Genomic DNA, 24,417 nt, shown 5'->3' on the forward strand with positions numbered 1-24,417 from the left:
TATCGGGCGGCATAGCCAAGTGGCTAAGGCAGAGGTCTGCAAAACCTTTATCCCCGGTTCGAGTCCGGGTGCCGCCTCCAACTTGGGGGGTCGGGAATGTTTGTGGGTCGGGAATGTTTGGGTGGCTGGGAATGTTTAGATGGTCGGGAGTATTTGGAGGGTCGGGAGTATTTGGAGGGTCGGGAATGTTTGTGGGTCGGGAGTATTTGGGGGGGGGTCGGGCGCTTTTTTTTGAGGTGTTCAGGCAGGCAACGCTTTTAGGAGATTTCAATTAAAAGATAGATAAAAAAATTGCCAAAAAGCCTGGGTGGCGGAATTGGTAGACGCAAGGGACTTAAAATCCCTCGGGGTTATCCCCGTGCCGGTTCGATTCCGGCCCCAGGCACCAGGAATATAAAGAGTATTGATAATAACTGGGATTTCACGATTTGGTGGAATCCTTTTTTTATTCATATATTTTTTCACCTGCCCTTTATCTATGTAACACGAAAAGGCTGTCAGCTTCCCCCCGAAAAAAATAAACCCGATCCAGATTTGGATCGGGTTCATTAGCCCAATTAAGGACTTCTTCAACCTATCAGATTATATTATCCAATGATAATATAAAAACCGCGTTTTTGCTATTCAGCTTCGGTCTCTGTTTCGGTCTCTGCGGGGGGCGTTGCTTCCTCTGACGGCGTGACTTCCTCTGAAGGCGTCGTCTCTTCGGTCACTGCCTCGTCCGTAGGCTCGGTGACTTCCTCAGAAGCCTTGCAGCCCGTGAACATAAGCAGAGAAGCGATGGAAAAGAGGATCAGCAAAAACATTGAAATCTTTTTCATTTTCGTCTCCATAAAAGTTAAACAACATTTTTCGTATGCTTTACCAGCACGAAATTGTATAATGCTAACACTATTTGTATAACATATCAAGAAAAATCTTACATTTAGCATGTTAAAAATCATTTTTTTTTTACTTAAGGACTAAAATAATAGCGGGAATTATCGCTCTAACCACTGAAGGCAATTTGTACGGTCGGTTCCATTGATTTCAATTTGAGACTGGACCACTTTTTGAAATGTTATGTAAAAAAAAATGATTATTTGTCTTGAAACAAAGACAAAACATGATAAAATAACCCGATGTTGACCTTTAAGAGGGAGTGTAAGGGGAATCCCGTAAGCAGAGTGTCGGATCACGAGTATTTTATGGGGATCGCCCTCGATGAGGCAAGGGAAGCCCTGAAAAGCGGTGAGGTCCCGGTTGGAGCCGTGGTGGTTTATAACGGCGCCGTTGTCGGGAGGGGGAGAAACAGCGTGATGTGCATAAGTTGGGCTGATGGGGGGGGAGGGGAGGGGGTGGATATGAGGGGCGGCGACCCAACCGCCCACGCGGAGATAGTGGCGATTAGGGATGCCGTTTCGAGGATCGGCGGAAAAAACAATTACCGACTTGAGGGCGCGGAACTGTATGTGACAATCGAGCCCTGCATCATGTGCGCCGGGGCGATTATTCAGGCGAGGCTGAAAAAACTGATATACGGGGCGCCTGACATCAAGGCCGGGGCGGTGGATTCCCTCTATAAGATATTGGGGGACGAAAGACTAAACCATCGGGTCGAAGTGACGGGGGGAATTCTGGAGGAAGAGGCGCGGAGACTGATACAGGATTTTTTTAAAGAGAGGCGGTAGCCAAGGAAAAGGGAGCGGAATAAAAGCGATATAACGCTATTTGTATATTTTGGTGTAAGAAGTAAGAGGGGAGAGGTACCGAAGTGGTCGTAACGGGACCGACTCGAAATCGGTTTGGGGGTTAACAGCTCCCACGTGGGTTCGAATCCCACCCTCTCCGCCAACTATTAATAAAGGCTGTGAGAATAGGGGGAAAAGACCAGGCCCGGATGAAAAAATATTATGCGGAGAGGTGGCCGAGCGGCTGAAGGTGCGCGACTGGAAATCGCGTGTACGTTAATAGCGTACCGTGGGTTCGAACCCCACCCTCTCCGCCATTTCAATTTCCAGGGCGGGGGGTTGTCGAGAATATCCATTTTATCAAATATCTTTAGTTAGATGAGCGGATATCTGTGATAGCCGGGTCCTGTGCAATAGATGCTCCCGAACCCCGTCAGGTCCGGAAGGAAGCAGCGGTAGGGACCCTCTCTATGTGCCGCAGGTTAACCTGGCTATCACAAATATCCGTTACTTAAAAAGGCTTGAAAATATATAATAATATGAAATGGAGATATTTATTTAAATTAATAAAAATAGATAATTAACAAAAAAATGAAAAGAAGTTTTGATATAGATAGAAATATGGCTACTCAACAACCTCTTTTTGAAGACGCATTTGTAAGGTTTCCATCAACACGTTATCAAGGGAGTAAAGCGAAAATCGTTGAATGGATAATTGAAAATATTAGAGAATTTGAGTTTTCTAATTGTCTTGATGCGTTTGGAGGTACTGGTGTAGTTGGATACCATTTAAAGAAGGAAGGAAAATGTGTAACATATAATGATTTGCTGAAATTTAACTATTATTTTGGTTTATCGCTAATAGAGAATAACGAAACTATTTTAGAAAAAAATGAAATAGATTTTATTCTTTCTTATCATCCGCAAAGAAAATATCCTACTTTTGTGCAAGACAACTTCTCTGATATATATTTCAATGACGAAGAAAATGTGTGGATAGATAAAATAATTGCCAATCTAAAAGAATTTGAAGATCCTTATAAATTTGCAACCGGTTTTTTTGCATTATGCCAAGCTTGTATTATAAAAAGACCATATAATCTGTTTCATAGAAAAAATCTTTATATACGTAATTCAGAAGTTGAGAGATCTTTCGGCAATAAAACAACATGGGATAAGCCTTTTGATTTCTGGTTTGTCAATTTTGTAAATGAAGCCAACAAAGCAGTTTTTGACAATGGAAAGAATAATAAATCATTAAATCTTAATATATTAGAAGTCCCGACAGATTTCGATCTTGTATATATAGATACACCTTATATATCAAAACGTGGTGTCGCGGTAGATTATTATGGATTCTATCATTTTTTAGAGGGTCTTACGATATATGATAGTTGGGGGAAGAACATTGATTATAAATCAAAACATAGACGTTTAAAAATGAGGCCAAATGAATGGACTAATCGAAAAGAAATATATAGTGCTTTTGATAATTTATTTTATAGGTTTAAGGATAGCATTTTAGTGGTTTCTTATAGAAGTGACGGTATACCTTCAGAGAATGAATTAGAAACTATTATGAAGAAATATAAAAGAAATGTAAGAATAGAACGCTTTGGTAATTATAAATATGTCTTGTCAAAAAATGAAAAATCACAAGAGATTTTATTAATTGGTTTTTAATTATGGTGTTTTTGTGAAAAGCGAAGAATTTAAAAAAATCATGGTTGAAAATTTTTCTGAATTTAAAAATAAAATTGCCACTAAAGATGGAGATTGGATTATTAAAGGATTTATCGATGTATATCGAAATATTTATACAGTATCATTGGATACTAAAGTTCTGTCAAAAATTATTGAAATAATACTATTACCTATTATTTCCAGTTTTGCAAAAAGAAACAATTTTGAAATAATATTTACTGAACATCAAAACCATTATCCAGATATAACATTCTTATCAAATGAAGGTGAAAAGTATGCGATTGATTTAAAGAGTACATATAGAATAAGCAATCAATTAGTGAATGGATTTACTCTTGGTGCTTTTACAGGATACTTTCGTCATAGGAATTCTAAAAAGAATATTGTTTTTCCTTATAATGATTATAGTGAACATTTTGTATTGGGGATTGTATACGAAAGAATAGAAGAAATAGTGAATGAAGAAATGACGTATAAGTTAGAAGATATAGAAAATATCTTGTCCGTAATTAGAAATTTCACTTTTCTTTTTCAAGAGAAATGGAAAATAGCGTCAGATCACCCTGGAAGTGGCAATACAAAAAACATTGGTTCGGTTAAAGAAATAGAAATTCTAAAAGAGGGGAAAAGCCCATTTGTTAAATACGGGAAAAGGACATTTGATGATTATTGGATGAACTATTTAACTAAAGATATGGCAAGGGCAATAGATTCTGATATTCCATATAGAAACTTAAATGAATATCTTAAGTGGAGGAATTTTCAAATTACATGAACGGTGATAGTAAAAAATAAAGAATGTCGTACCTTGTAATAGCAAGAAAATACCGCCCCCAGACCTTTGACGAAGTAGTGGGCCAAAACCACGTTTCGAGAACCCTGAAAAACGCAATCGGAATCGGAAGGATCGCCCATGCCTATCTCTTCAGCGGACCGAGGGGCGTGGGCAAGACCACTATGGCTCGCATAATGGCAAAGGCACTGAACTGCGTGGAGGGCCCGACCCCGGATCCGTGCAACAAATGCAGGATGTGCATCGGCATAAACGAGGGGAGCGTAACCGACGTCTACGAAATCGACGGGGCGTCGAACACCGGCGTGGATGACATCAGGGAGCTCAGGGAAAACGTCCGGTATCTGCCGTCGGCGGGCAGGTACAACATATACATCATCGATGAAGTCCACATGCTCTCGATAAATGCATTCAACGCCCTCCTGAAGATATTGGAGGAGCCTCCCGCTCACGTCATTTTTATCTTTGCGACTACCGAGCCGCACAAGATACCCGTGACGATACTATCCCGCGTCCAGAGATTCGACTTCAGGCGCCTGGGCCTCACAGAGATCATCGACTCCCTGAAAAAGATCGCGGTAAATGAAGGAATAGAGATCACGGAGGGAGCCCTCACGATAATCGCAAGAGAAGCAGAAGGGAGCATGAGGGACGCCCAGAGCCTCATGGATCAGGTGGTCGGTTTTGCTGGGAAAAAGGTCTCCGAGGAAGACGTCAGGGGGGTCCTGGGGCTGACCGATCGCGAGCTTCTCTTCAGGATGGCGGACGCACTGATGAAAAGGGACGCGCCCCTTTGCCTGTCGATACTGAACGAGGTATACGGCCAGGGATACGACATCAACCACTATTACAGGGAGTTCCTCGATCTGATGAGAAACATCCTGGTGGTGAAGGTCGCCCCCAGCTACGGGCTGGATGAGCTGACCACAGAAGAGCTTGAGGAGGTGAGGGGCCTAGGGGAGCCGAACAGCGTTGACGGGATAACCCTCCTTTTCAACGTGCTGTTCGGCATAGAGTATCAGATGAAGAACGCCGGCGACCCGAAGACGCTCTTGGAGCTGACGCTGATAAAGATGACACGGCTCTCCGAGATGAGGTCTATCGATGAAATTTTGGAGAGGCTCGGCAGCACCGCTGCGCCAAAGGGAGGCGGGGAGGATAGGAGGGAAGAGGGGATATCCTATTCCGAACTCTTTCCCGAGGGCGACCACCTGCCTTCTGTCGGCGGTGGCGAAAAAAAAAAGGAAGTTGAGGAATCCACAGAAGAAGTAGGGGGGGAGAGCGGTGATGGAAAAGGGGACGGTATTGATGATGATGGTGAGAGGGTGGGGGAGTTTATATCTCATTTGAAGGTCAAAAACTCCCTCATCTATTCTCATTTAAAGGATAAGCTCTCCTTTAAGTTGGAGGGGGATATAGCTGTCATAACGTTTCCCAAAGGGAGCCTTGCCCTGAGCCTAATCTCCGGGGCGGAGAAGGTGAAGGAGCTCGAGAGGGAGTTATCTGAATATTACAAGAGGGAGATAGCGGTTCGGATTTCGGGCGTGGAGGCGAAAGGTAAAGAGGGGGAATCCGGTAAAGGGCCCCATGAAAAGGTAAATCCCTATCGGGATTTGATCGATTCCGGGACCGTGAAAAATGTATTCGATGTTTTTGACGGCGTGACGGTTGAGGGGTATGACCCGGTTAAGAAATGAGAAAAAAGTATTTATAGGAGAAGAAAATGTCACGACAGGGCGGCGGCGGGTTTGGCGATATAATGAAGCAGGCCCAGAAGATGCAACAGGACATGATGCGTATCCAGGAGGAGATGGCATCGAAGACCATTGAGGCGAGCTCCGGGGGCGGTATGGTAACAGTGGTTGTGAACGGCCGCCAGGAGCTTCTGTCCATTACCATAGAAAAAGATATCGTAGATCCTGCGGACGTTGAGATGCTGCAGGACCTGGTGCTTGCGGCGGTAAACGAGGGGCTCTTGAAATCTCAGGAGATGGTGAAAGAGGAGATGCTCAAGATAACGGGCGGGATAAATATCCCAGGCCTTAATCTGTAATATAAAAATATAGTCCGATATTGAATCGATGGATGATCCGATAAGAAACCTCATTGAAGAGTTCAAGAGATTGCCGGGCGTTGGAGAAAAGACCGCCCAGCGTTACGCCTATTTCATCGTCTCCTTGGTCGACAGGGACGCCAGAAAGATGGCGGGCGCGATTGTTGATGTAAAGGAGAAGATCAAGGTTTGCTCGATTTGCTACAATTTCTCGAACACCGACCCGTGCATCATATGTTCCGACAAAAGGAGGGAAAACGGCCAGATCTGCGTTGTGGAAGACCCGAGAGACATGATGGCGATAGAGAAGAGCGTGGTCTTCAAGGGGAGGTACCACATCCTTCACGGGGCGATCTCCCCGATAATGGGGATAGGCCCCGATGAGCTGCGGATCGAGGAGTTGAGGAGGCGGGTCAAAGGAGGGGAGGCCACCGAGGTGATCATCGCCACGAATCCGACCAAGGAGGGGGAGGCCACGGCCCATTTCATTCAGGAGAGGCTTAAGGATCTGCCGGTTATGATTACAAGGATAGCCAGGGGTGTGCCTGTCGGGGGGGACCTGGAGTATTTTGATCCGCAGACACTCTCCGAGGCAATATCAAACAGAAAGAGATTTTAGCAAAAAGAAAGGGATTTTAGGCGAACAGGAGAAAATTTTAGAGAAGGGATTTTCGCAAATTTTTTTTCATTTTTTCTTGATTAAGGAAAATTTTTTTGATATACAACACGGGTAATTTCCATTGCGAAAGGTGGATCGGGGTTGGGGAGAAAAAGGGGGGGATGGGGGGAAGGGAGCGAAGGGAATAGGAGTAGATGGGTAGAGGGGGGGGAGGGGGAAAAATTTTAATTGTGATACGAGAGAGTTACCCTGCTTATAAGGATAATAAGTGATTGAGATAATTTTTCACGGAAGGGGGGGGCAGGGGGCCGTCACCTCCGCCGAGATGGTCGCCCACGCCGCCATCTCGGAGGGCAAGTACGCCCAGGCCTTCCCGAACTTCGGCCCCGAGAGGAGGGGCGCCCCGGTCATGGCGTTCGCCCGGGTGGACGACAAGCCTATAAGGCTGAGGTCGAAGATATACAAACCGGACGTGGCGGTGGTTCTCGACCCGTCGCTCTTGGAGATAATCGACCCGACGGCGGGCCTGAAGGACGACGGATTGGTGATAATAAACACACATAAAAGCATAGGGGAGATAAAAAAACAGTTCGGCTACACAAAGAGGGTGGCCGTTGTCAACGCATCAGCCATCGCAAGGGAGGTATTGAATCTCCCCATAACCAACACCACCATGCTCGGGGCGATGGTCGCCACGACGGATATCGTCGATGAGGAGTCGATGATAGGGCCTCTCAAAGAGCGCTTCGGCAGGATCGCCGAAAAGAACATAAAGGTTTTTAGACGGGCTATAGAAGAAACCAAAGTGGAGGTCTAAAGATTGGCAAAGCCGATGGATCAATACACCTGGAAGGACTTGACGGTTGGCAACGTCGTGGACGAGCCGGGAAACTCAATCGAGTACCACACGGGGGACTGGAAGTCCCAGAGGCCCCAGTGGAACCAGGAAAAATGTATAAGATGCGGCGTGTGCTGGAACTTCTGTCCGGACAACGCCATAGAGAAGAGGGCGGGGGAGTTTATCGTTACCGCCAAGGACGGCAGAAAAATCAAGTACGATCACTACTTCGTCGCCGACCTCGAGTACTGCAAGGGATGCGGCATATGCGCCCACGAGTGCATTACGGGCTGCATTGAGATGATCGAGGAGGTGGATTAGATGACTAATAGGATAGGGATGGAGGTCTCCCTGATGGTCTCGGAGGCGGTCAAGCTCGCCAACGTCGACGTGATCGCCGCATATCCCATAACTCCCCAGACCCACATAGTCGAGCACCTGTCCGAGCTCGTCGCCGACGGGGAGTTAGACGCCGAGTATATCTGTGTGGAGAGCGAGCACTCCGCCATGAGCGCCTGCGCGGGGAGCTCCGCCGCCGGCGCGAGGACATACACCGCCACCGCCTCCCAGGGACTTCAGCTAATGAGCGAGATCCTTTACGCCGTAGCGCCGATGAGGCTTCCGGTGGTGATGACGGTGGCCAACAGGACTGTCTCGGCGCCGCTGACCATCTGGAACGACCATAGCGACATCATGGCGAACAGGGACTGCGGCTGGATAATGATATTCGTGGAGAACGGCCAGGAGGACTTCGACCAGACCATCTGCGCATTCAGGATAGCCGAGGACAGAAGGGTGCTTTTGCCTGTTATTGTCAACATGGACGGCTTTATCTTGAGCCACGTCATCGAGCCTTTCGAGCCGGTCGATCAAAAGACCGTAGATAGTTTTCTCCCGCCGTTTGACCCGATCTACACTATGCATCCGGACAGGCCCGTTACGATGGGAGCCTTTACGATGCCGGAGATATTCACCGAAACGAAGATGGCCCACGACGTTGCGTTGAGGGAGTCTGAGGCGGTGATCAAGGAGGTATGGGAGGAGTGGGGAAAACTGACCGGCAGGCACTACACGGCCGTCGAGGAGTATATGACCGACGACGCCGCCACGGTCTTCGTAACGATAGGAAGCTTCTCCGAGCTGGGGATGGAGGTTGTGGATGCGATGCGGCAAAAGGGGGTAAAGGTGGGTCTTGTGAAGATCAGACTCTTCAGGCCCTTCCCCACGGAAGATATTCTGTCCGCACTTACCAAGTTTAAAAACGTCCTCGTCATAGAGAGATTTCTCGCCCTGGGAGGTGTCTGCGGGCCTCTGGCGGAGCAGATAAAGGCCGCTATGTATAAATTAAAGGATACGCCGAACATCGTGGATTTTGTCTGCGGCCTCTCCGGGAGGGACGTCCCGCCCGAGGAGTTTTTTGGTATGTACGAGACGGCGATAAACGCAATAAAGGATGGAACCGTGAAGGAATTCTACTTATGGGGGGTGAGGGAATGATTGACAGATACAGAGTTTACGCCCCGAATCTGACTAACCAGAAGGAGAATTTCGCCGAGGGACACAGGGCATGCCAGGGGTGTGCCGAGGCGCTGGCGGTGAGACACGTGCTTAAGGCGCTGGGGGACGACATCGTAATCGCAAACGCGACCGGCTGTATGGAGATCGTCTCATCGCCGCTGCCCCTTACATCGTGGAATGTCCCCTGGATTCACGTCGCCTTCGAGAACGCCGCGGCTGTGGCGTCCGGCATGAACGCGGGGTTGAAGGCGCTGATGAGAAAGGGGAGGATTCCAAAAAAGAGGATAATCTCGGTGGGAATGGCGGGAGACGGCGGCACCTCCGACATCGGGCTCCAGGCCCTCTCCGGGGCGCTGGAGCGCCAGCACAAAGACTTCATGTACGTCTGCTTCGACAACGAGGCCTATATGAACACGGGGATTCAGCGCTCCAGCTCGACACCCTTCGGGGCCGCGACGACCACGTCCCCGTCCGGGAGCAAGTCGATCGGGCAGGCCACCTGGAAGAAGAACATGTCGAGGATCGCGGCGGCGCACAATATTCCGTACGTGGCCACAGCCTGCTCGAGCTACCCCTTCGATCTTCAGGAGAAGGTCAAGAAGGCGGTCGCCCTGGGAGGCCCCTCCTATATCCACGTCCTGTCGGTCTGCCCCACGGGCTGGAGGATCCCGTCCCACCTCGCCATAAAGTACGGGAGACTCGCCGTCGCGACGGGGGTTTTTCCCCTATACGAGGTGGTGCACGGCAAGTACAGGATGACCGCCCATATTGATGAAAAGAGTGAGAAGAGGAGGCCGGTGGTCGACTACATGAAGGGGCAGGGGAGATACCGGCATCTCAGCGAGGAGCATATCGAGGAGATCCAAAAAAGGGTGGACAAGGAATACGAAGAACTCGTTAAATTAACCGAGCTTTAGCCGATTTCGGCTCGTTGGGAGTAGTATGAACTACAGCGAAAAAAGCGTTGACAAAATAGTCAAAGATCACAACGGTGATGCATCGAAGGTCATCCTTATGCTCCAGGACGTCCAATCGGAGTTCAGGTACATCCCCAGGGAGGCCGTGAAAAAGCTCTCCGACGACCTCGACATCCCGGAGGCCCGCATTTACCACATCGCCACGTTCTACAAGGCCTTCAGCCTTGTCCCCAGGGGCGAGCACGAAATCAGGGTCTGCCTTGGTACCGCGTGTCACATAAAGGGGGGCAAGAGGATTGCCGAGGGATTCGAGCGGGCCCTTAAAGTTAAGGCGGGAGAGACGACCAAGGACAAGAAGTTCACCTTAGAGACCGTAAACTGCCTAGGCGCCTGCGCCCTGGCGCCCTTGGTACAGGTGGACGAGGAAAACCACAGCAAGATGACCATAGAAAAGATAGACAAGGTTCTGAAACAATACAAGAAGTAGTAGATGAGAAGGTCTTTTGAATATGAGGCTTGAAACCCCAAACAAACTCGAGGAGCTCAGAAAGTCCATCCTCGAAAAACAGGATCCTAACAAACAGAAGATACTCGTGTGCGGCGGAACGGGGTGTATATCCAACGGGAGCCTCGAGGTCGCAAAGGCCTTCGAGGCGGAGCTCAAGAGCCAGAAGCTGAAGGCGGAAGTCGAGGTAAAGATTACCGGATGCCACGGATTTTGTGAGCGGGGGCCGCTGGTGGTCTTTCTCCCCCAGAGTATATTCTACGAGAGGGTGGATCTAAAGGGTGTCCCCGATATTTTGAAGGAGACGCTAATCTCCGGGGTGCCCCACGACAAATACCTCTACAGGATGACCAAGAAGGACGATCCGATAACCAAGGAAGAGGACATCCCCTTCTACAAGAATCAGCTTCGCTGGGTTTTGAGGCATAACGGCAAGATCGATCCCACGAGCATCGATGAATATATCGCCCAGGGGGGCTACAGCGCCCTCGCAAAGGCGCTGAACGGGCTTTCCCCAGAGCGGATAGTCGACGAGATAGACAAGGCCGGGCTTCGCGGCCGGGGGGGCGGGGGATTCTCCACGGCGAGGAAGTGGCGCTCCGTAAAGGACGCTGACGGCGGGCCGGATAACATCAGATACGTGATCTGCAACGGAGACGAGGGAGACCCGGGGGCGTTCATGGACAGGTCCCTCATGGAGGGTGACCCCCACAGCGTCATAGAGGGGATGATAATCGGGGCTTATGCCATCGGGTCGAATAAGGGTTATATCTACGTCAGGATGGAGTATCCGCTGGCGGTAAAGCACCTCGATCTGGCGATCAAGTCGGCCCGGGACTACGGGTTATTGGGGGAGAACATCCTCGGCTCTGGATTCTCGTTTGATATCGAGATAAACAGGGGCGGCGGCGCCTTTGTCTGCGGCGAGTCTTCGGCGTTGATGGCCTCCATCATGGGAAGGGCCGGAGAACCGAGGGCGAAATATGTCCACTCTTCCGAGAAGGGCCTGAACGACCTGCCCACCAATCTCAACAACGTGGAGACATGGGCCAACGTACCCCTCATTATAAACCGCGGGGCGGACTGGTTCGCGGCCGTAGGCACCGAAAAAAGCAAGGGGACGAAGGTCTTCTCCCTCGTAGGGAGTGTAAACAACGTGGGCCTGGTCGAGGTCCCTATGGGTCTAAGCCTGAGGGAGATAATCTACGGCATCGGGGGTGGAATCCCGGGAGGTAAAAAGTTCAAGGCGGTGCAGACCGGGGGGCCGTCCGGCGGGTGTATCCCGGAGGCGCATCTCGACGCGCCCGTGGACTTCGATGAGCTTACAAAGCTCGGCTCCATGATGGGCTCGGGCGGCATGATTGTAATGGACGAGAAAACCTGCATGGTGGACGTGGCGAAGTATTTCATCAACTTCCTCGTCGACGAGTCGTGCGGCAAATGCACGCCCTGCAGGGAGGGGCTGAGACAGCTCCTTATCGTGCTGACCCGGATTACGGAGGGCAAGGGCAAGGAGGGGGATATCGAGCTTCTTAAAGATATCGGCGACTGTATGACCTGGGGATCCCTCTGCGCCCTGGGGGGAAGCGCCTCGAATCCGGTTATCTCCACCATCAAGTACTTCAGGGATGAATACGAGGCCCATATAAAGGAGAAGAGGTGCCCGGCGGGCGTGTGCCAGGACCTCATAACTTTTTCAATAATCGAGGGCGACTGTATCGGGTGCGGAAGGTGCCTGAAGGTGTGCCCATCCTCCGCAATAACGGGAGAAAACAAGAAGCCGCACGTGATCGATGAGAAATTGTGTATTCGCTGCAGGGCCTGCTACGAGGTATGCCCGGTCGATGCCGTAATGATAGAATAGGGATCGAAATGAAAGAAGTCGTTAAAATAGAGCTCAACGGTGAAGAGATAGAGGTCAAAAAGGGAGCGACGCTCCTTTCCATAGCCAGGGAGAGACATGTTTACATACCGACCCTGTGCCACAACGACGCCCTCGAGCCCTACGGGGTTTGCAGGATGTGCCTCGTCGAGATCGAAGAACGGGGAAGGATGAGGGTGGTAACCTCCTGCAACTACCCGGCAAAAGAGGGGCTCAAGGTAAAAACCGATACAGAGCGGGTTGTCTTAACAAGAAACGTTGTCATCGAGTTGCTCCTTGCCCGGGCGCCTGAAAACGAGGAGATAAAAAAACTGGCCGAATTCTACGGGGTTAAGGGGGGAAGGCTCGAGCTCGTAAACGACGAGTGCATCCTGTGCGGCATGTGCGTCAGGACGTGCGACGAGGTTGTGGGGGTCAAGGCCCTCGGATTCGCAAACAGGGGAATCGACAGGGTCCCCGCGACGCCGTTTATGGAGTCTTCGGAGACATGCATTGGGTGCGGCTCCTGCGTCTACGTATGTCCGACCGGATACATCAAGATGAGGGATGAAAACGGCAAAAGATATATCGAGAATTGGAAGGTCGAGCTCGAACTTTCGAGGTGCGAGAGCTGCGGCGCGTATATCGCCCCTAAAAGACAGCTCGATTATATCAGGAACCTTGCCGACCTTCCCGAAGATTTCTATAATTTATGTTGGAATTGCAGATAATCAAAAAAAAAGTTGTAAAATTATTTCTTTTCTGGTATATTGTATTAACTTATATGCCTTTTTAAGATACATGTTGTATGAAATTCTGGGGGAGAATAGATGAGCTTTACACAGCTTGTCCTTTATGAGGAAGAGTTCAAGAGAATAAACGATGTCTTGACAAAACTCTACTCCGAGACAAATGCCAAGGTTATCTTTCTTGTTGACAGGAATGGTCAGCTGATTGCAAATACCGGCGAGACCGAGAACCTTGACACTACTTCTCTGGCGTCCCTTACCGCGGGTAACATCGCCGCCACAGGAAGTATGGCCAAACTCTTGGGAGAAAAAGAATTTACCATTATCTTCCACGAGGGATATAGGGATAATATCTATATCTCGATAGTCGGCAGACGCGTAATTATGGTTGTTATATTCGATGAACGATCCTCGTTGGGACTCGTAAGATTAAGGGCCAAGAAGGCTGGGGATGATCTGACGACGATTTTTGATGAGTTACTCAGAAAAGTGGATTCAAAAACGGAAGAAGGCGTTTCACCCTTCGCTGAAATCACCGACGATGATATTGACAAGCTCTTTAGCGAGTAGGAGGAGAGCAGTACTTTATGTCATTTATCAATTATCCGGCAAGAGAAATTAACTGTAAGATAGTTTATTATGGTCCCGGATTGTGCGGCAAAACTACAAATTTACAGTATATATATAAGAAGACAAATCCGGATGCCAAGGGCAAGATGATATCCCTGGCAACCGAAACGGAGAGGACCCTCTTCTTTGACTTTCTCCCCTTGTCCCTTGGGGAAATCAGGGGCTTTAAAACGAGATTCCACCTGTACACCGTTCCGGGGCAGGTGTTCTACGATGCAAGCAGAAAACTGATACTTAAAGGGGTGGACGGGATCGTCTTTGTGGCCGATTCCCAGGTCGAGCGCATGGAGGCCAATGTAGAAAGTGTAGAAAACCTGAAAGCAAATCTGGTGGAACAGGGTTATTCCCTCGATTTGATTCCCTACGTAATGCAGTATAACAAGAGGGACCTACCAAACGCCGCCCCGGTCGAAGAAATGAGGAAACTGCTGAATCCGAACGGCGTGCCTGAATTCGAGTCGATAGCGACCGAAGGGCCGGGCGTGTTCGAGACACTTAAGTCGGTGGCCAAGCTCGTCCTCGTCGAGCTCAAGAAGGGGGCAGGCGGGTAGTAAGGTTGGGGACGGGCAGGTGGTGCAGGTGGGGGAAGGGGGGGGTAAGTGAGGTTTGGTTAAGTGGGGGGAGTGGGGAAAAGGGGAAGGGGGAGGGGAGTAAGTGATGCAGGGTGGATCGGTAAGGGAGAGGGGGGGCGGTGATAGAAATAAACTGTTTTTTAAAATATTTCAACTTATTTTTTCAGTTGAAATATTTTTCTATATGTGTAATATATAAAACAAATCGATCCTCGGTAGCTCAGTTGGTAGAGCGGGTGGCTGTTAACCACCATGTCACAGGTTCGAGTCCTGTCCGGGGAGCCAGTAATCTAAAGGGGTTGGGCGTTTTGCCTAACCCCTTTTTTGCCGGGAAACTGCGCGGCCTCCATCTGTCGTGATCTTTCTTCCCCGCTTCGATTGAGCCAGTGATTTTCATCCGTGGAAAGCGGGCGTAAAACGATTTTTAAAGACCACGTGTGGAAATAGCAATTCAGGTTTGGTTTCAGAATTAAATCGTCAGTCAACGGCCTCGAATAATCAAAAGCCGAAGTGGCAGCCGGGGGAGGGCAACCTCCCTCAGCCTCCCGATAGTTGAAGAATCTTCTTGACTTAGAAAATGGATTAAGAAGGGTATTTAATAATTTTATAAACTTTGCAACAGTAGAAAAAATGACACAAAAATTTGACAAAAAAGTATTCACAGCAAGTTTGCTAACAAAGGATTTAGGAATTCTTTTATACAATCTTCCGCACATTATTGGTTCGTTGCGAAGTAAAAAAATAAGTAAAGCTTTTAAGGAAAAAATTATGATCGTGGTTACTGCGGTCAATGGATGTATCTATTGTGCATGGTTTCATGCGAAACAAGCGGTATCAAGCGGAATAAGTGAAGATGAAGTAAAAAATATGTTAAACCTGCAATTCAAGGCGGATGCCTCTGATTTTGAGACAATGGGACTATTATACGCACAACATTATGCTGAAACCAACAGAAATCCAAATGAAGAAATGAAAGCAAGATTGTTCGAGTATTATGGAGAAAAGACAGCAAAACATATAATTCTAATAATTAGGATGATTTTCTTTGGAAACCTTTCGGGAAATACATTTGATGCTTTTTTAAGCCGATTGAGAGGGAACAAGGCCCAAAATAGTAATGTTATTTTTGAACTATTTTTTTTCATCTTTACTGCTCCTTTCTTAATCCCACTTATTCCTTTTACAAAAAAAATACAAAACTAATTAGTCGATTATTATTATAAAGAATGGAAAGCACAATAGTGAAAAAGGCAGTAACAGGATTTCAATACTAAAGGAAAAGATTCCTGAATTCACCATTTCAAGTTAAGGCGACCTTCCTTTACGCTTGTAGGTTTTTGTAAAAAATCGTGAAACAAGTTAATCGCTTGTTCGTCCTTTTTAAGAAAATTTGATTATTTTCCGGAGGGTTTTCAAATGAAAAAAGCCGTATCTTTTTTAACAGTGGTTTTTTTCTCGATAATGCTGCTGCCTCAAATTGGGTGCGCTCTCGAGAAGGAAACCGAGTCTTCTTTAAATAGGGAGATAGAAGCAATGAACCTTTCAGAGAAAGCAAAAAAAATATTCGGAAAAAATGGTTTTGTCATAGTCCCGGGCTTTGAAGATGAAATTACCGACATTTACAAACAGGCCGATGAAGATGACGAGCCCGTCTTTGTCACCACGGACGCCGTCCTGCACACCGCCCATATCTTCTACGACTACCTGCTGCGTATCCTCGAAATGGATAAGCTGTACGCAACGCTTCTGAGGCTTATCGACAGGATGCTTGCAATCTCTGTTGAGCAGTACAACGATGCCCAGGACGAATCGGTAAAGGAGGCGGCCCGGCTCAACATCGGGTATTTCGCCGTGGCAAAGAAGATCTTCGATCCCGCCTACGAGGTCGGATACGGTCTCGATGAATTGGTCAATAAGGAGATCGAAAATATCAAGGCCCACAAGGATATAAAGTACAGGGAGCTTCTGACCTATGTCGAGAACCCAGGCCTTTATACAACCCCCTATGCCTTTGAGGATTACTCTCAGTACGTGCCGAGGGGCCACTACACGAGAAACGAGAAGTTCGAGACCTATTTCAAGGCGATGATGTGGCACGGCCGGATCGACTTCAAGCTTAAGCCCGGGGAAAGTGAAGAGGCCCAGAAGCACGGGCTTATGATGACCCTTCAGGCCCTACTTATCAGCGACGCGCTGATGAGAGACGAAGAGGCCTTTACCCTTTGGAAACAGATCTATGAGCCGACGACCTATTTTGTGGGCAAGACCGATGACCTCGATGTTTACGATTACAGGAAGTTGATGAAAAAGATATTTCCCAAAGGGGGCGGTGTTGATAAGTACGGCGATATTGACAATGTTTTAAAATTCATCGATGAGGCGATGAAGCTGCACCCGCCGAAGATACTTTCCGGTGCCGCGTTCGTAGAAGACGGCAAGTTTGAAAACACCACGATGGGTTTCAGGTTTATGGGACAGCGGTTCATCCCGGATTCGTATATCTTTCAGAACCTCGTATACGGTGCGAAGAAGTTCAAATATACCGGAAGCGGGAAACCCTTTACCATGGAGGAAATCCCAAATTTCGGGCCTTCGAGGGCCTTCCCCCGGGGCCTCGATATATTTGCCGTCTTAGGCTCGGATAGGGCTCACGAGATACTGAAGCTCGAGGGGGACACGGACTACACGTATTACGAAGAGCAGATAAACCTCTTGAAAAAGGAATTTTCCTCAAAGACGACCGAGGACTGGGGGCAAAACCTGTACTGGAGGTGGCTGTACGCCCTTATCCCCCTCCTTGATGCCAAGTCGGGAGACTCGGTACCGGCATTTATGTCGACCGTCGCCTGGATGGACAAGGAGCTTCAGACCGCCCTCGGTTCATGGGCGGAGCTGCGCCACGACACGATCCTGTACGCAAAGCAGAGCTATACAATGGTGGGCCGGGGTATGCCGATCGAGGTAAAATTTCCCTACGGCTACGTTGAGCCATACCCGGAGGTGTATGGACGGATTGAGGAGATGATGGCCGACCTCGGGGCAAACCTTGACGCCCTCGGGATCGCTCCGGAGGGCGTGCCCGAGAAGATCCGGAAATTTGAGGAGCTGCTGGCCCAGCTGAAGACCATTTCAGAAAAGGAGCTGAGAGACGAAGAATTGAGTCAAGAGGAGTACAATACGATCAGAAAAGTCGGCACGAAGCTTGGATCGATGACGTATTTTTCGGGGGAGATCGCCAGGATGATAACTTCCGATACGGACACAAAGATGGATATCATAGCGGACGTCCATACCGACCTAAATACCAGCTATGTCCTGGAGGTCGGCGTTGGCTCTCCCTTCAATATATTCGTTATTGTCGAGGACGCCAAGGGGAAGAGAATCTGCAGGGGGGGCGTCTTCTCGTTCTACGAGTTCAAGCATCCGATGTCCGACAGGCTGACGGACGAGAAGTGGCAGAAGATGAAAGAGGACAAAAAAAGACCGTCCCAGCCGCCTTGGATAAAAGCGATAACGGCGGAGTAGCTTATTAATTTGAATCCTTAAATAGAAAGGACAAATGCGGAGGAAACGTCATAAAAAGAATAGCTTTTTTAACTTCGATGATATTATAACAAAACACACAAAAGATATTATCTACCAAAGCGATGGCAACGCAACATCGCCGGCCAGCTATGCCGTGAATCAGAAATCCGGCGTGGATGGTGTCTTGGTATATGAGATCACTCTAAAACACAGTAAATCGATTTTACTATTAAAAAGCCCTGTTATAAAGCAGGGCTTTTTTTCGCCCAATATTTATCTGCATTGGTCAAAAATTGTGTTAGCGGTTTGTCTGTCTGCAATCCGTTTTTACTTAACTACGCCGATTGTTATTAAAGACTTGCTCTCTCTATTGAAAACTTGGTAATACCTGGTGAGCCGTTTTTAAATGAAAATCAGGCATTTGGATTGCATTGATCCTGTGTCGATTTGTTCAGTAAAACGGTTTCGCTTTGTATCAAGGTTTGAACCTTTATCGAAAAGCCGATGGTATGAGGTCTCGGCTGTTAGTACATGACCCCATTTTTGGATTGATCAATTTTCCTATCCCAACATTGACCAGTCCTTGGCTTCCTTTAATGAAATCTCACTGTAGAAAAACATAGATGGAGAGGAAAAGAATGACTACTTCTTTCCAAACCCATCTCTATACCGTGCGTATTTCAGGTATCTGCGATACTCCTCCAACATTTTGTCATCAGGGGGAGTTTTTCGGGATCCTAGGGTGACGGCCGTATCGAGGCTCTCCACAGCCCCGTCCCAGTCTCTCAGGGCTATCTTTGTGAGGCCCATATGGTAGTGGAGGAGGTCATCGTCGGCTCCGAGGTTTATCACCCGCTCGTAGTACTCTATGGCGTGGTAGTAAAGCCCCATTTCGTGATAGGTGAGGCCGAGGTTGTGGTTGGCATCGGCAAGAGAGGGATTTATCTTCAGGGCGCTTGAAAAGGCCTTTAGGGCGCCCGCGTAGTCGCCTTTGTTGAAGCGGGAGATGCCGAGGTAGTTCAGAAGCTCGGGGTCATTGGGATTGGACTCGAGGGCCTCGGCAAAGACCGAGGCCGCGTCGTTGTATCTCCCGTCCCTGATCAACGAGACCCCGTAATCCACCCCCGAATGATCCTCCACAATCGATAAGGAAGTCCCCTTGATGATAAATATCAGCGCAATTACGGTGCCAATAATTAAAGAGAGTGTTATTAAGTATCCCCACTTCCTCACTTGAGGCCGACCTCCTTTAATAGTTTATGATCGGCTGTTTAAAAAAAAGTTCCAAAAAAACTTCACCATATAGACAAAAAACCTTCTTTATGATACATTAAAAGCGGTCATGCGAATGTGATATAGAGCACCTTTTAAAAAGGGGTAGTTCATTATGAAGAAAGTCAATTTCATTGTCAAGACAAAGGATGCAAAGGCTGGAGATATAACCAAGGCCTTAAAGGACGTTAAGATCGATGTGTTGAGTGTGGCTCTTGTATACACCGAAGATGTCGCTGATGATGAGGTTGAATCCTCGGAGGAATGATCTTTGGGTGTTTGAAAAGTTTTAGTTTGCAGGTTCTTTATAAGTACCTTGAGCAAATCAAGAGGAAGAACCCTTATATCTAAAAGCGGGGGAGGAGTTGGCAATAGTAGGCGCGGAGGCCGAATGCGTTTTCGCATTATCGGTGATGCCCTATTTTGGCCAAATGAAACCCCGGGCATCAAGATAATTATTAAGTCCATTTTATGAGTGTAAAAATGAAAGAGTTTTTTGATGAAAAGGGGAAGTTTTTCGCTCCGCCCCTAAAAGAGTGCCGTATGGGGAGGAGATGTTTCCTGGCCGGCTCCTTAAAGGTTGGTGTATCGGCATTGGCCTCTACAGCTCTTCCCTTATATAGCAGTTTGGCCTCCGCCGCGGGTGGAACCACCCTCGCGGTGGCCACTGGCAGGAATTATCGAAACGTCGTAATCGACGCCGTCGACATGCTGGGGGGATTGGGGAGTTTCGTCTCCAGTGGGGAGCGGGTGGCGATAAAGCCTAACATCGGTTGGGACAGGACTCCGGAGCTCGCCGCCAACACCCACCCTATTGTCGTTAAGACGATTGCGGAGATGTGCCTCGACGCAGGGGCCAAAAGGATAACGGTCTTGGACAGGACGTGCGACGACGCCAGGAGGACATACGTAAACAGCGGCATAAAAAGCGCCGTTGAGGAGATTAAGGATTCCAGGGTGAGGGTGGAGTACGTCAACATGGAAAGATTCGTCAAGATAAAGATACCCCGCGGGATAAAGCTGGAGGACCTCGAGGTCTATCGAACGGTTCTGGACGCCGATAAGCTGATCAACGTTCCGGTAGCCAAGAGCCACGGCCTGACGACACTTACCCTCTCGATGAAGAATCTTATGGGGGTGATTGGGGGGAGACGGGGGATGATCCACTGGGAGATAGACCAGAAGCTCGCCGACATCTCGACCGTCATAAGGCCTGACCTCATAGTCCTTGACGCCACGAGAATCCTCACAAGAGGCGGGCCTTCGGGCGGGAATATCAAGAACGTAAAGGTGCTGAACAAGGTAATAGCGGGGACCGATCCCGTTGCTATCGATTCCTACGGGGCGACCCTCTTCGGCATTAAGGGCACCGATATAGGCCACATCGCTACCGCGTACAAGATGGGCCTGGGCGAGATAAACCTGAGCAAGGTTACCGTCAAGGGGGTCTGATCCCTCAAGGGTCGGAGGGCTTCAAAGGCGAGAAAGGGTAGTCCCTTTTTATTTTCGGTTAATGGGGCCGATCCATATAGGATAGAGGGGAGGATCTCCAAGCTAATCCTTATGTCGATTCAGTTGCTGTCGAGGGGAGTTGGTCAATTAAGGAGCGGGGAACCGCGAAAAGAGCGGATGTCGGGCAGTTGTCGGGTCGAGGGGGGAGAGGGAAGGGTTGGGAGAAGGTTTTTGGAAAGTCAAGGGGATAGAGGTTGAATTTGAGTTTTTTTCGTTGCAAAATTGCAGGGCCTTTTTAGATTGCAGATGGAAAAACGTCGCTCAAAAGCAGCTAAGAATATGCCGTCTCCCTATTTGAGGAGGGCGGTGCAACTCTTCTTCATCCTCATCTTTCTTACCCTGTTCGTCGCCACGACCTACCGGGGTGGAAACGAGGTCCACTATCCGATAAACGTCTTCTTCCAGGTGGACCCCCTCACCGCAATAGGGAACATCCTCGCCACGAAGTCTTTTGAGGGATTTGTTGATTTCTTTCTGCCGTCCCTCATAATTCTCCTCGCAACGATAATCATCGGGCGCTTCTTCTGCGGCTGGGTCTGTCCAGTCGGAGGAGTCCTTGACCTCCTGCGCCCCGTGGTATATGGGGGGAAGGCGAGGGCGAGAGGAGCCGAGGGGGGACTATGGCTGAAAAATGCGAAGTTCCCCAAGAGCCTGAAATACTACCTCCTGATCATCATCCTGATTCCGACGCTTTTCTCCGTCAACCTGACCGGCATCTTCGATCCCTTGAGCATCGCCATAAGATCCCTTACCATCGCAATCTATCCTCTATTTTCATCGCTGTCCTTTTCGATATTCAGTTGGTTGTTTGGGTTTGACCTTCCGGTAATTACCCCCGTGACCGACGCAACTTACGGTTTTTTGTCGAGGATTATTCTCCCTTTTAAACAGGGCTTTTTCGCCCTCTCGATATTCAGCCTCGCGATCTTTCTGGGAATAATAATCGCCGAGAGGATAAGGCCCCGCTTCTGGTGCAGGTATCTATGCCCCCTGGGGGCGGTCCTCTCGATCTTCGCCACATTCTCCTTTCTGAAGAGGACTCCTGCAAGGCTCTGCAAGGACTGCCAGGATTGTTCCGACAACTGCATCATGGACGCCTTTTCGGAGTTTGAAAAGGGCGGGGACTTCCTGAAGGGCGAATGTATCCTCACCGAGGACTGTGTTACCCTTTGTCAAAAGGGAAGGGTTGAGAATACCTTAAGCCTGAAATCGATCCGGTCGAGGGGGGGGCGTTCGGATATAAGGCGGAGATACGTAATAACCTCGGCAATCGCCGGGCTTTTTGTCCAGCCGCTTCTCTCCGTATCGCCCGTGAGGAAGCTCAAAAAGGAGGGGGGGATCAACTTTCTCATCCGCCCCCCGGGGGCGATGGATGAGGCGGAGTTTATCGAGAGGTGCATCAAATGCACCGAGTGCATGATGGTGTGTCCCACGGGAGGACTCCAGCCCGACATCGCGATGGGCGGGCTCGAATCGATATACTCCCCCGTCCTCGTTCCGAGGATAGGCTACTGCGAGTACCTCTGCACCCTCTGCGGACAGGTGTGCCCCACCGACGCCATAAGGGAGCTAAAAGTAGATGAAAAGAAGGAGACTGTAATCGGAAAGGCGTATATAGATACCGACAGGTGCCTTCCCTGGGCGCACAACGTCAACTGCATTGTCTGCGAGGAGCACTGCCCCACGGCGGACAAGGCCATAAAATATCATAAATGGAAGGAGGGAGACGAGCCTTCAACAGACGGATCCCCCTTGAAGAAGCCGTATGTAATATACGACCTCTGCGTCGGCTGCGGGATATGCGAGAACAAGTGTCCCATTGGAGGTCGCTCCGCGATAATCGTGACCTCCATGAAGGAAGAGATATAGCCTGAATTTTTAAATTCTATCTGGAGTGATAATTGAAATGAGTGCTTCAAAAAAGGGGGAGGCCGCCAAAGGCTCGCCGAAAGATTCGCAAAAAAAGTCACCAAAAGGTTCAATATGGTGGAGGGAGGGGGTCTTCTATCAGATCTACCCGAGGAGCTTTAAAGACACCAACGGCGACGGCGTCGGCGACCTCAACGGGATAACCGATCGCCTCGATTACCTTAACGACGGCACCGAAAACTCCCTCGGCATCGACGCCATATGGCTCTCGCCGATAAATCCGTCTCCGATGTTCGACTTCGGCTACGACGTCTCCGATTACAAGGATATCGATCCGGCCTTCGGCAATCTGACCGATTTCAAGAGGCTCCTCAAGGAGGCGCACAAGCGGGGCATAAGGATAGTCCTCGATTTCGTCCCGAACCACACTTCCCACCTCCACGAGTGGTTTCTGGAGTCGAGAAGCTCAAAGGACAGCCCGAAGCGCGACTGGTACATCTGGCAGGACAGGGGGAGCTTCAGGGGTGGGAGGCCGAACAACTGGCAGTCGGTCTTCGGCGGCCCCGCCTGGGAGTTGGACGAGAAAACGGGGCAGTTCTACTACCACCACTTTCTTAAGGAGCAGCCCGACCTTAACTGGAGGAACAAGAAGGTCAGAAAGGCGATGTACGACCAGATGCGGTTCTGGCTGGACATGGGCGTGGACGGCTTCAGGTTGGATGTCATCAACCACATCTTCAAGGACGAGAAGCTGAGGAGCAATCCCTACACAATAGGGATTCGCCCCTACGACATGCAAAAACACCTCTACGACAAGGAGCTTCCGGAGTGCGTCGAGGTGGCGAGGGAGATGCGAAGCGTGGTCGACTCCTACGGGAAGGAGGGGAGCGGAGTGGAGAGGATGCTCGTAGGGGAGGTGTTTTCCAAGGACCCTGTAAAAGCAGCCGAGTTTTACGGAAACGGGATGGATAGGCTGAACCTCGTCTTCAACTTCGACTTCTTCTTCAATCACTTCAGGGCGGAGGCCTTCCGGGAGGCGATCTCCCTGTGGGAGGATCTGCTGCCGGACAGGGCCTGGCCGACTTATTTTCTGTCCAACCACGACCAGCCGAGGCATATAAGCAGATACGGCAGGGGAAGTGAAGACGAAATCGTCATGAGGGCCAGGGTCGCGGCGACGATGCTCCTGACGCTCAAGGGCACCCCGTTCCTCTACTACGGCGAGGAGATAGGTATGAGAAACCTTCACATAAAGAAGCAAGATCTCCAAGACCCGGTGGGGATACGCTACTGGCCGGTGCCGGTGGGGAGGGACATGGCGAGAACCCCCATGCAGTGGGATGACACCGTGGGCGTCGGCTTTACGCAATCGAGCAAACCCTGGCTTCCAATAAATCCCAATAGATCCTATATCAATGTTAAGGCCGAGTTGAAAAACAAGGACTCGCTCCTCTCGTTTTACAGAAACCTGATATGGAAGAGGAAAGGAACCCCCTCCCTGACATCCGGATCGATCGAGATATTAAGGGGGACGCCCAAGGGGATATTCGCATACAGGAGGGTTAAGGGAGACGACTCGCGCCTTGTTCTTCTCAATTTCAAGGGGTGCAAAAGGACAATCGCCCAGAACATCATCGGCGGTGAGAAGGAGGTGAGATACTCGGTAGATTTTTCCACGCACAGAGCCGGCGGGGATGACGTCAAATTTCCCCTCGAAGTCTGGCCTTACGAGGCCACAATCCTCAGATAGCGGTTTCAGGCGGTTGAAAGAAATCTAAATTTCGTGTTGAATATTTGTCTGTTATTCTTG

23 protein-coding genes, 5 tRNA genes and 1 other RNA gene are annotated in these 24,417 nt (G+C 49.3%); 27 read left to right on the forward strand and 2 right to left on the reverse strand.

Annotation, left to right across the window (positions count from 1 at the left end; all coding sequences use genetic code 11):
• Positions 1-5 precede the first annotated feature (5 nt).
• A tRNA-Cys gene (locus JW984_06905) sits at positions 6-80 on the forward strand.
• Between the two features lie 221 nt (positions 81-301).
• A tRNA-Leu gene (locus JW984_06910) sits at positions 302-388 on the forward strand.
• Positions 389-620: 232 nt separating this feature from the next.
• On the opposite strand, the gene JW984_06915 is transcribed toward JW984_06910, so the two are convergent.
• Positions 621-821 (reverse strand): hypothetical protein, encoded by a 201-nt coding sequence (locus JW984_06915; protein ID MBN1572912.1) that lies wholly within the window; start codon positions 819-821, stop codon positions 621-623.
• Between the two features lie 300 nt (positions 822-1,121).
• Between JW984_06915 and JW984_06920 the strand changes: the two genes are divergently transcribed.
• From JW984_06920 to JW984_07020, 21 genes are all read left to right on the forward strand, one after another.
• Positions 1,122-1,670, forward strand: coding sequence for a nucleoside deaminase (locus JW984_06920; protein MBN1572913.1), 549 nt, complete (start codon positions 1,122-1,124; stop codon positions 1,668-1,670).
• A gap of 69 nt (positions 1,671-1,739) precedes the next feature.
• Positions 1,740-1,833: transfer RNA gene (locus JW984_06925), tRNA-Ser, on the forward strand.
• A 63-nt stretch (positions 1,834-1,896) separates the two neighbouring features.
• Positions 1,897-1,987, forward strand: a tRNA-Ser gene (locus JW984_06930).
• 80 nt (positions 1,988-2,067) lie between these two features.
• An RNA gene (gene ffs / locus JW984_06935) (signal recognition particle sRNA small type) lies at positions 2,068-2,166 on the forward strand.
• A gap of 125 nt (positions 2,167-2,291) precedes the next feature.
• Positions 2,292-3,353 (forward strand): DNA adenine methylase, encoded by a 1,062-nt coding sequence (locus JW984_06940; GenBank protein MBN1572914.1) that lies wholly within the window; start codon positions 2,292-2,294, stop codon positions 3,351-3,353.
• 40 nt (positions 3,354-3,393) lie between these two features.
• Positions 3,394-4,149 (forward strand): restriction endonuclease, encoded by a 756-nt coding sequence (locus tag JW984_06945; protein ID MBN1572915.1) that lies wholly within the window; start codon positions 3,394-3,396, stop codon positions 4,147-4,149.
• A 23-nt stretch (positions 4,150-4,172) separates the two neighbouring features.
• Positions 4,173-5,864, forward strand: coding sequence for a DNA polymerase III subunit gamma/tau (dnaX, locus tag JW984_06950; protein MBN1572916.1), 1,692 nt, complete (start codon positions 4,173-4,175; stop codon positions 5,862-5,864).
• Between the two features lie 26 nt (positions 5,865-5,890).
• Entirely contained in the window at positions 5,891-6,220 is a 330-nt protein-coding gene (locus JW984_06955) for a YbaB/EbfC family nucleoid-associated protein (protein MBN1572917.1), read from the forward strand.
• A 28-nt stretch (positions 6,221-6,248) separates the two neighbouring features.
• Positions 6,249-6,839, forward strand: coding sequence for a recombination protein RecR (gene recR / locus JW984_06960; GenBank protein ID MBN1572918.1), 591 nt, complete (start codon positions 6,249-6,251; stop codon positions 6,837-6,839).
• 268 nt (positions 6,840-7,107) lie between these two features.
• Positions 7,108-7,656: a 2-oxoacid:acceptor oxidoreductase family protein gene (locus JW984_06965; GenBank protein MBN1572919.1), complete on the forward strand. Its 549-nt coding sequence runs from the start codon at positions 7,108-7,110 to the stop codon at positions 7,654-7,656.
• Between the two features lie 3 nt (positions 7,657-7,659).
• Positions 7,660-7,998, forward strand: coding sequence for a 4Fe-4S binding protein (locus tag JW984_06970; protein MBN1572920.1), 339 nt, complete (start codon positions 7,660-7,662; stop codon positions 7,996-7,998).
• Positions 7,999-9,174, forward strand: coding sequence for a pyruvate ferredoxin oxidoreductase (porA, locus tag JW984_06975; GenBank protein ID MBN1572921.1), 1,176 nt, complete (start codon positions 7,999-8,001; stop codon positions 9,172-9,174).
• Positions 9,171-10,112: a pyruvate synthase subunit beta gene (locus tag JW984_06980; GenBank protein MBN1572922.1), complete on the forward strand. Its 942-nt coding sequence runs from the start codon at positions 9,171-9,173 to the stop codon at positions 10,110-10,112. The genes porA and JW984_06980 overlap by 4 nt, the downstream gene beginning before the upstream one ends.
• Positions 10,113-10,137: 25 nt before the next feature.
• A complete protein-coding gene (locus JW984_06985; GenBank protein ID MBN1572923.1) occupies positions 10,138-10,599 on the forward strand; it encodes an NAD(P)H-dependent oxidoreductase subunit E in 462 nt (153 codons plus the stop codon).
• 22 nt (positions 10,600-10,621) lie between these two features.
• On the forward strand, positions 10,622-12,481 hold the full coding sequence (locus JW984_06990) for a 4Fe-4S binding protein (GenBank protein ID MBN1572924.1): 1,860 nt from the start codon (positions 10,622-10,624) through the stop codon (positions 12,479-12,481).
• 8 nt (positions 12,482-12,489) lie between these two features.
• Complete coding sequence (locus JW984_06995) at positions 12,490-13,209, forward strand: (2Fe-2S)-binding protein (GenBank protein MBN1572925.1); 720 nt, start codon at positions 12,490-12,492, stop codon at positions 13,207-13,209.
• A 99-nt stretch (positions 13,210-13,308) separates the two neighbouring features.
• A complete protein-coding gene (locus tag JW984_07000; protein ID MBN1572926.1) occupies positions 13,309-13,797 on the forward strand; it encodes a roadblock/LC7 domain-containing protein in 489 nt (162 codons plus the stop codon).
• Positions 13,798-13,814: 17 nt separating this feature from the next.
• The gene (locus JW984_07005; GenBank protein ID MBN1572927.1) at positions 13,815-14,408 is read left to right on the forward strand and encodes a gliding-motility protein MglA; all 594 of its coding nucleotides are present in this window, start codon (positions 13,815-13,817) and stop codon (positions 14,406-14,408) included.
• A gap of 230 nt (positions 14,409-14,638) precedes the next feature.
• Positions 14,639-14,714: transfer RNA gene (locus JW984_07010), tRNA-Asn, on the forward strand.
• Between the two features lie 267 nt (positions 14,715-14,981).
• Entirely contained in the window at positions 14,982-15,632 is a 651-nt protein-coding gene (locus tag JW984_07015) for a carboxymuconolactone decarboxylase family protein (GenBank protein ID MBN1572928.1), read from the forward strand.
• Positions 15,633-15,845: 213 nt separating this feature from the next.
• Entirely contained in the window at positions 15,846-17,954 is a 2,109-nt protein-coding gene (locus JW984_07020; protein MBN1572929.1) for a DUF3160 domain-containing protein, read from the forward strand.
• A 642-nt stretch (positions 17,955-18,596) separates the two neighbouring features.
• Here the strand turns inward: JW984_07020 and JW984_07025 are convergent.
• Positions 18,597-19,187 carry a tetratricopeptide repeat protein gene (locus tag JW984_07025; protein MBN1572930.1) on the reverse strand — a complete coding sequence of 197 codons (591 nt, stop codon included), beginning with the start codon at positions 19,185-19,187 and terminating at the stop codon, positions 18,597-18,599.
• 154 nt (positions 19,188-19,341) lie between these two features.
• Between JW984_07025 and JW984_07030 the strand changes: the two genes are divergently transcribed.
• The 4 genes from JW984_07030 to JW984_07045 all read left to right on the forward strand — a co-directional run bounded on the left by JW984_07030 (position 19,342) and on the right by JW984_07045 (position 24,357).
• Positions 19,342-19,494, forward strand: a complete 153-nt coding sequence (locus JW984_07030) for a hypothetical protein (protein MBN1572931.1) — start codon at positions 19,342-19,344, stop codon at positions 19,492-19,494.
• Positions 19,495-19,769: 275 nt separating this feature from the next.
• On the forward strand, positions 19,770-20,678 hold the full coding sequence (locus JW984_07035) for a DUF362 domain-containing protein (GenBank protein MBN1572932.1): 909 nt from the start codon (positions 19,770-19,772) through the stop codon (positions 20,676-20,678).
• 339 nt (positions 20,679-21,017) lie between these two features.
• Positions 21,018-22,607, forward strand: a complete 1,590-nt coding sequence (locus JW984_07040; GenBank protein ID MBN1572933.1) for a 4Fe-4S binding protein — start codon at positions 21,018-21,020, stop codon at positions 22,605-22,607.
• Positions 22,608-22,644: 37 nt separating this feature from the next.
• Complete coding sequence (locus JW984_07045; protein ID MBN1572934.1) at positions 22,645-24,357, forward strand: alpha-glucosidase; 1,713 nt, start codon at positions 22,645-22,647, stop codon at positions 24,355-24,357.
• Positions 24,358-24,417 lie beyond the last annotated feature (60 nt).

The organism is Candidatus Zymogenus saltonus, assembly GCA_016929395.1.
Taxonomy (GTDB): Bacteria; Desulfobacterota; Zymogenia; order Zymogenales; family Zymogenaceae; genus Zymogenus; species Zymogenus saltonus.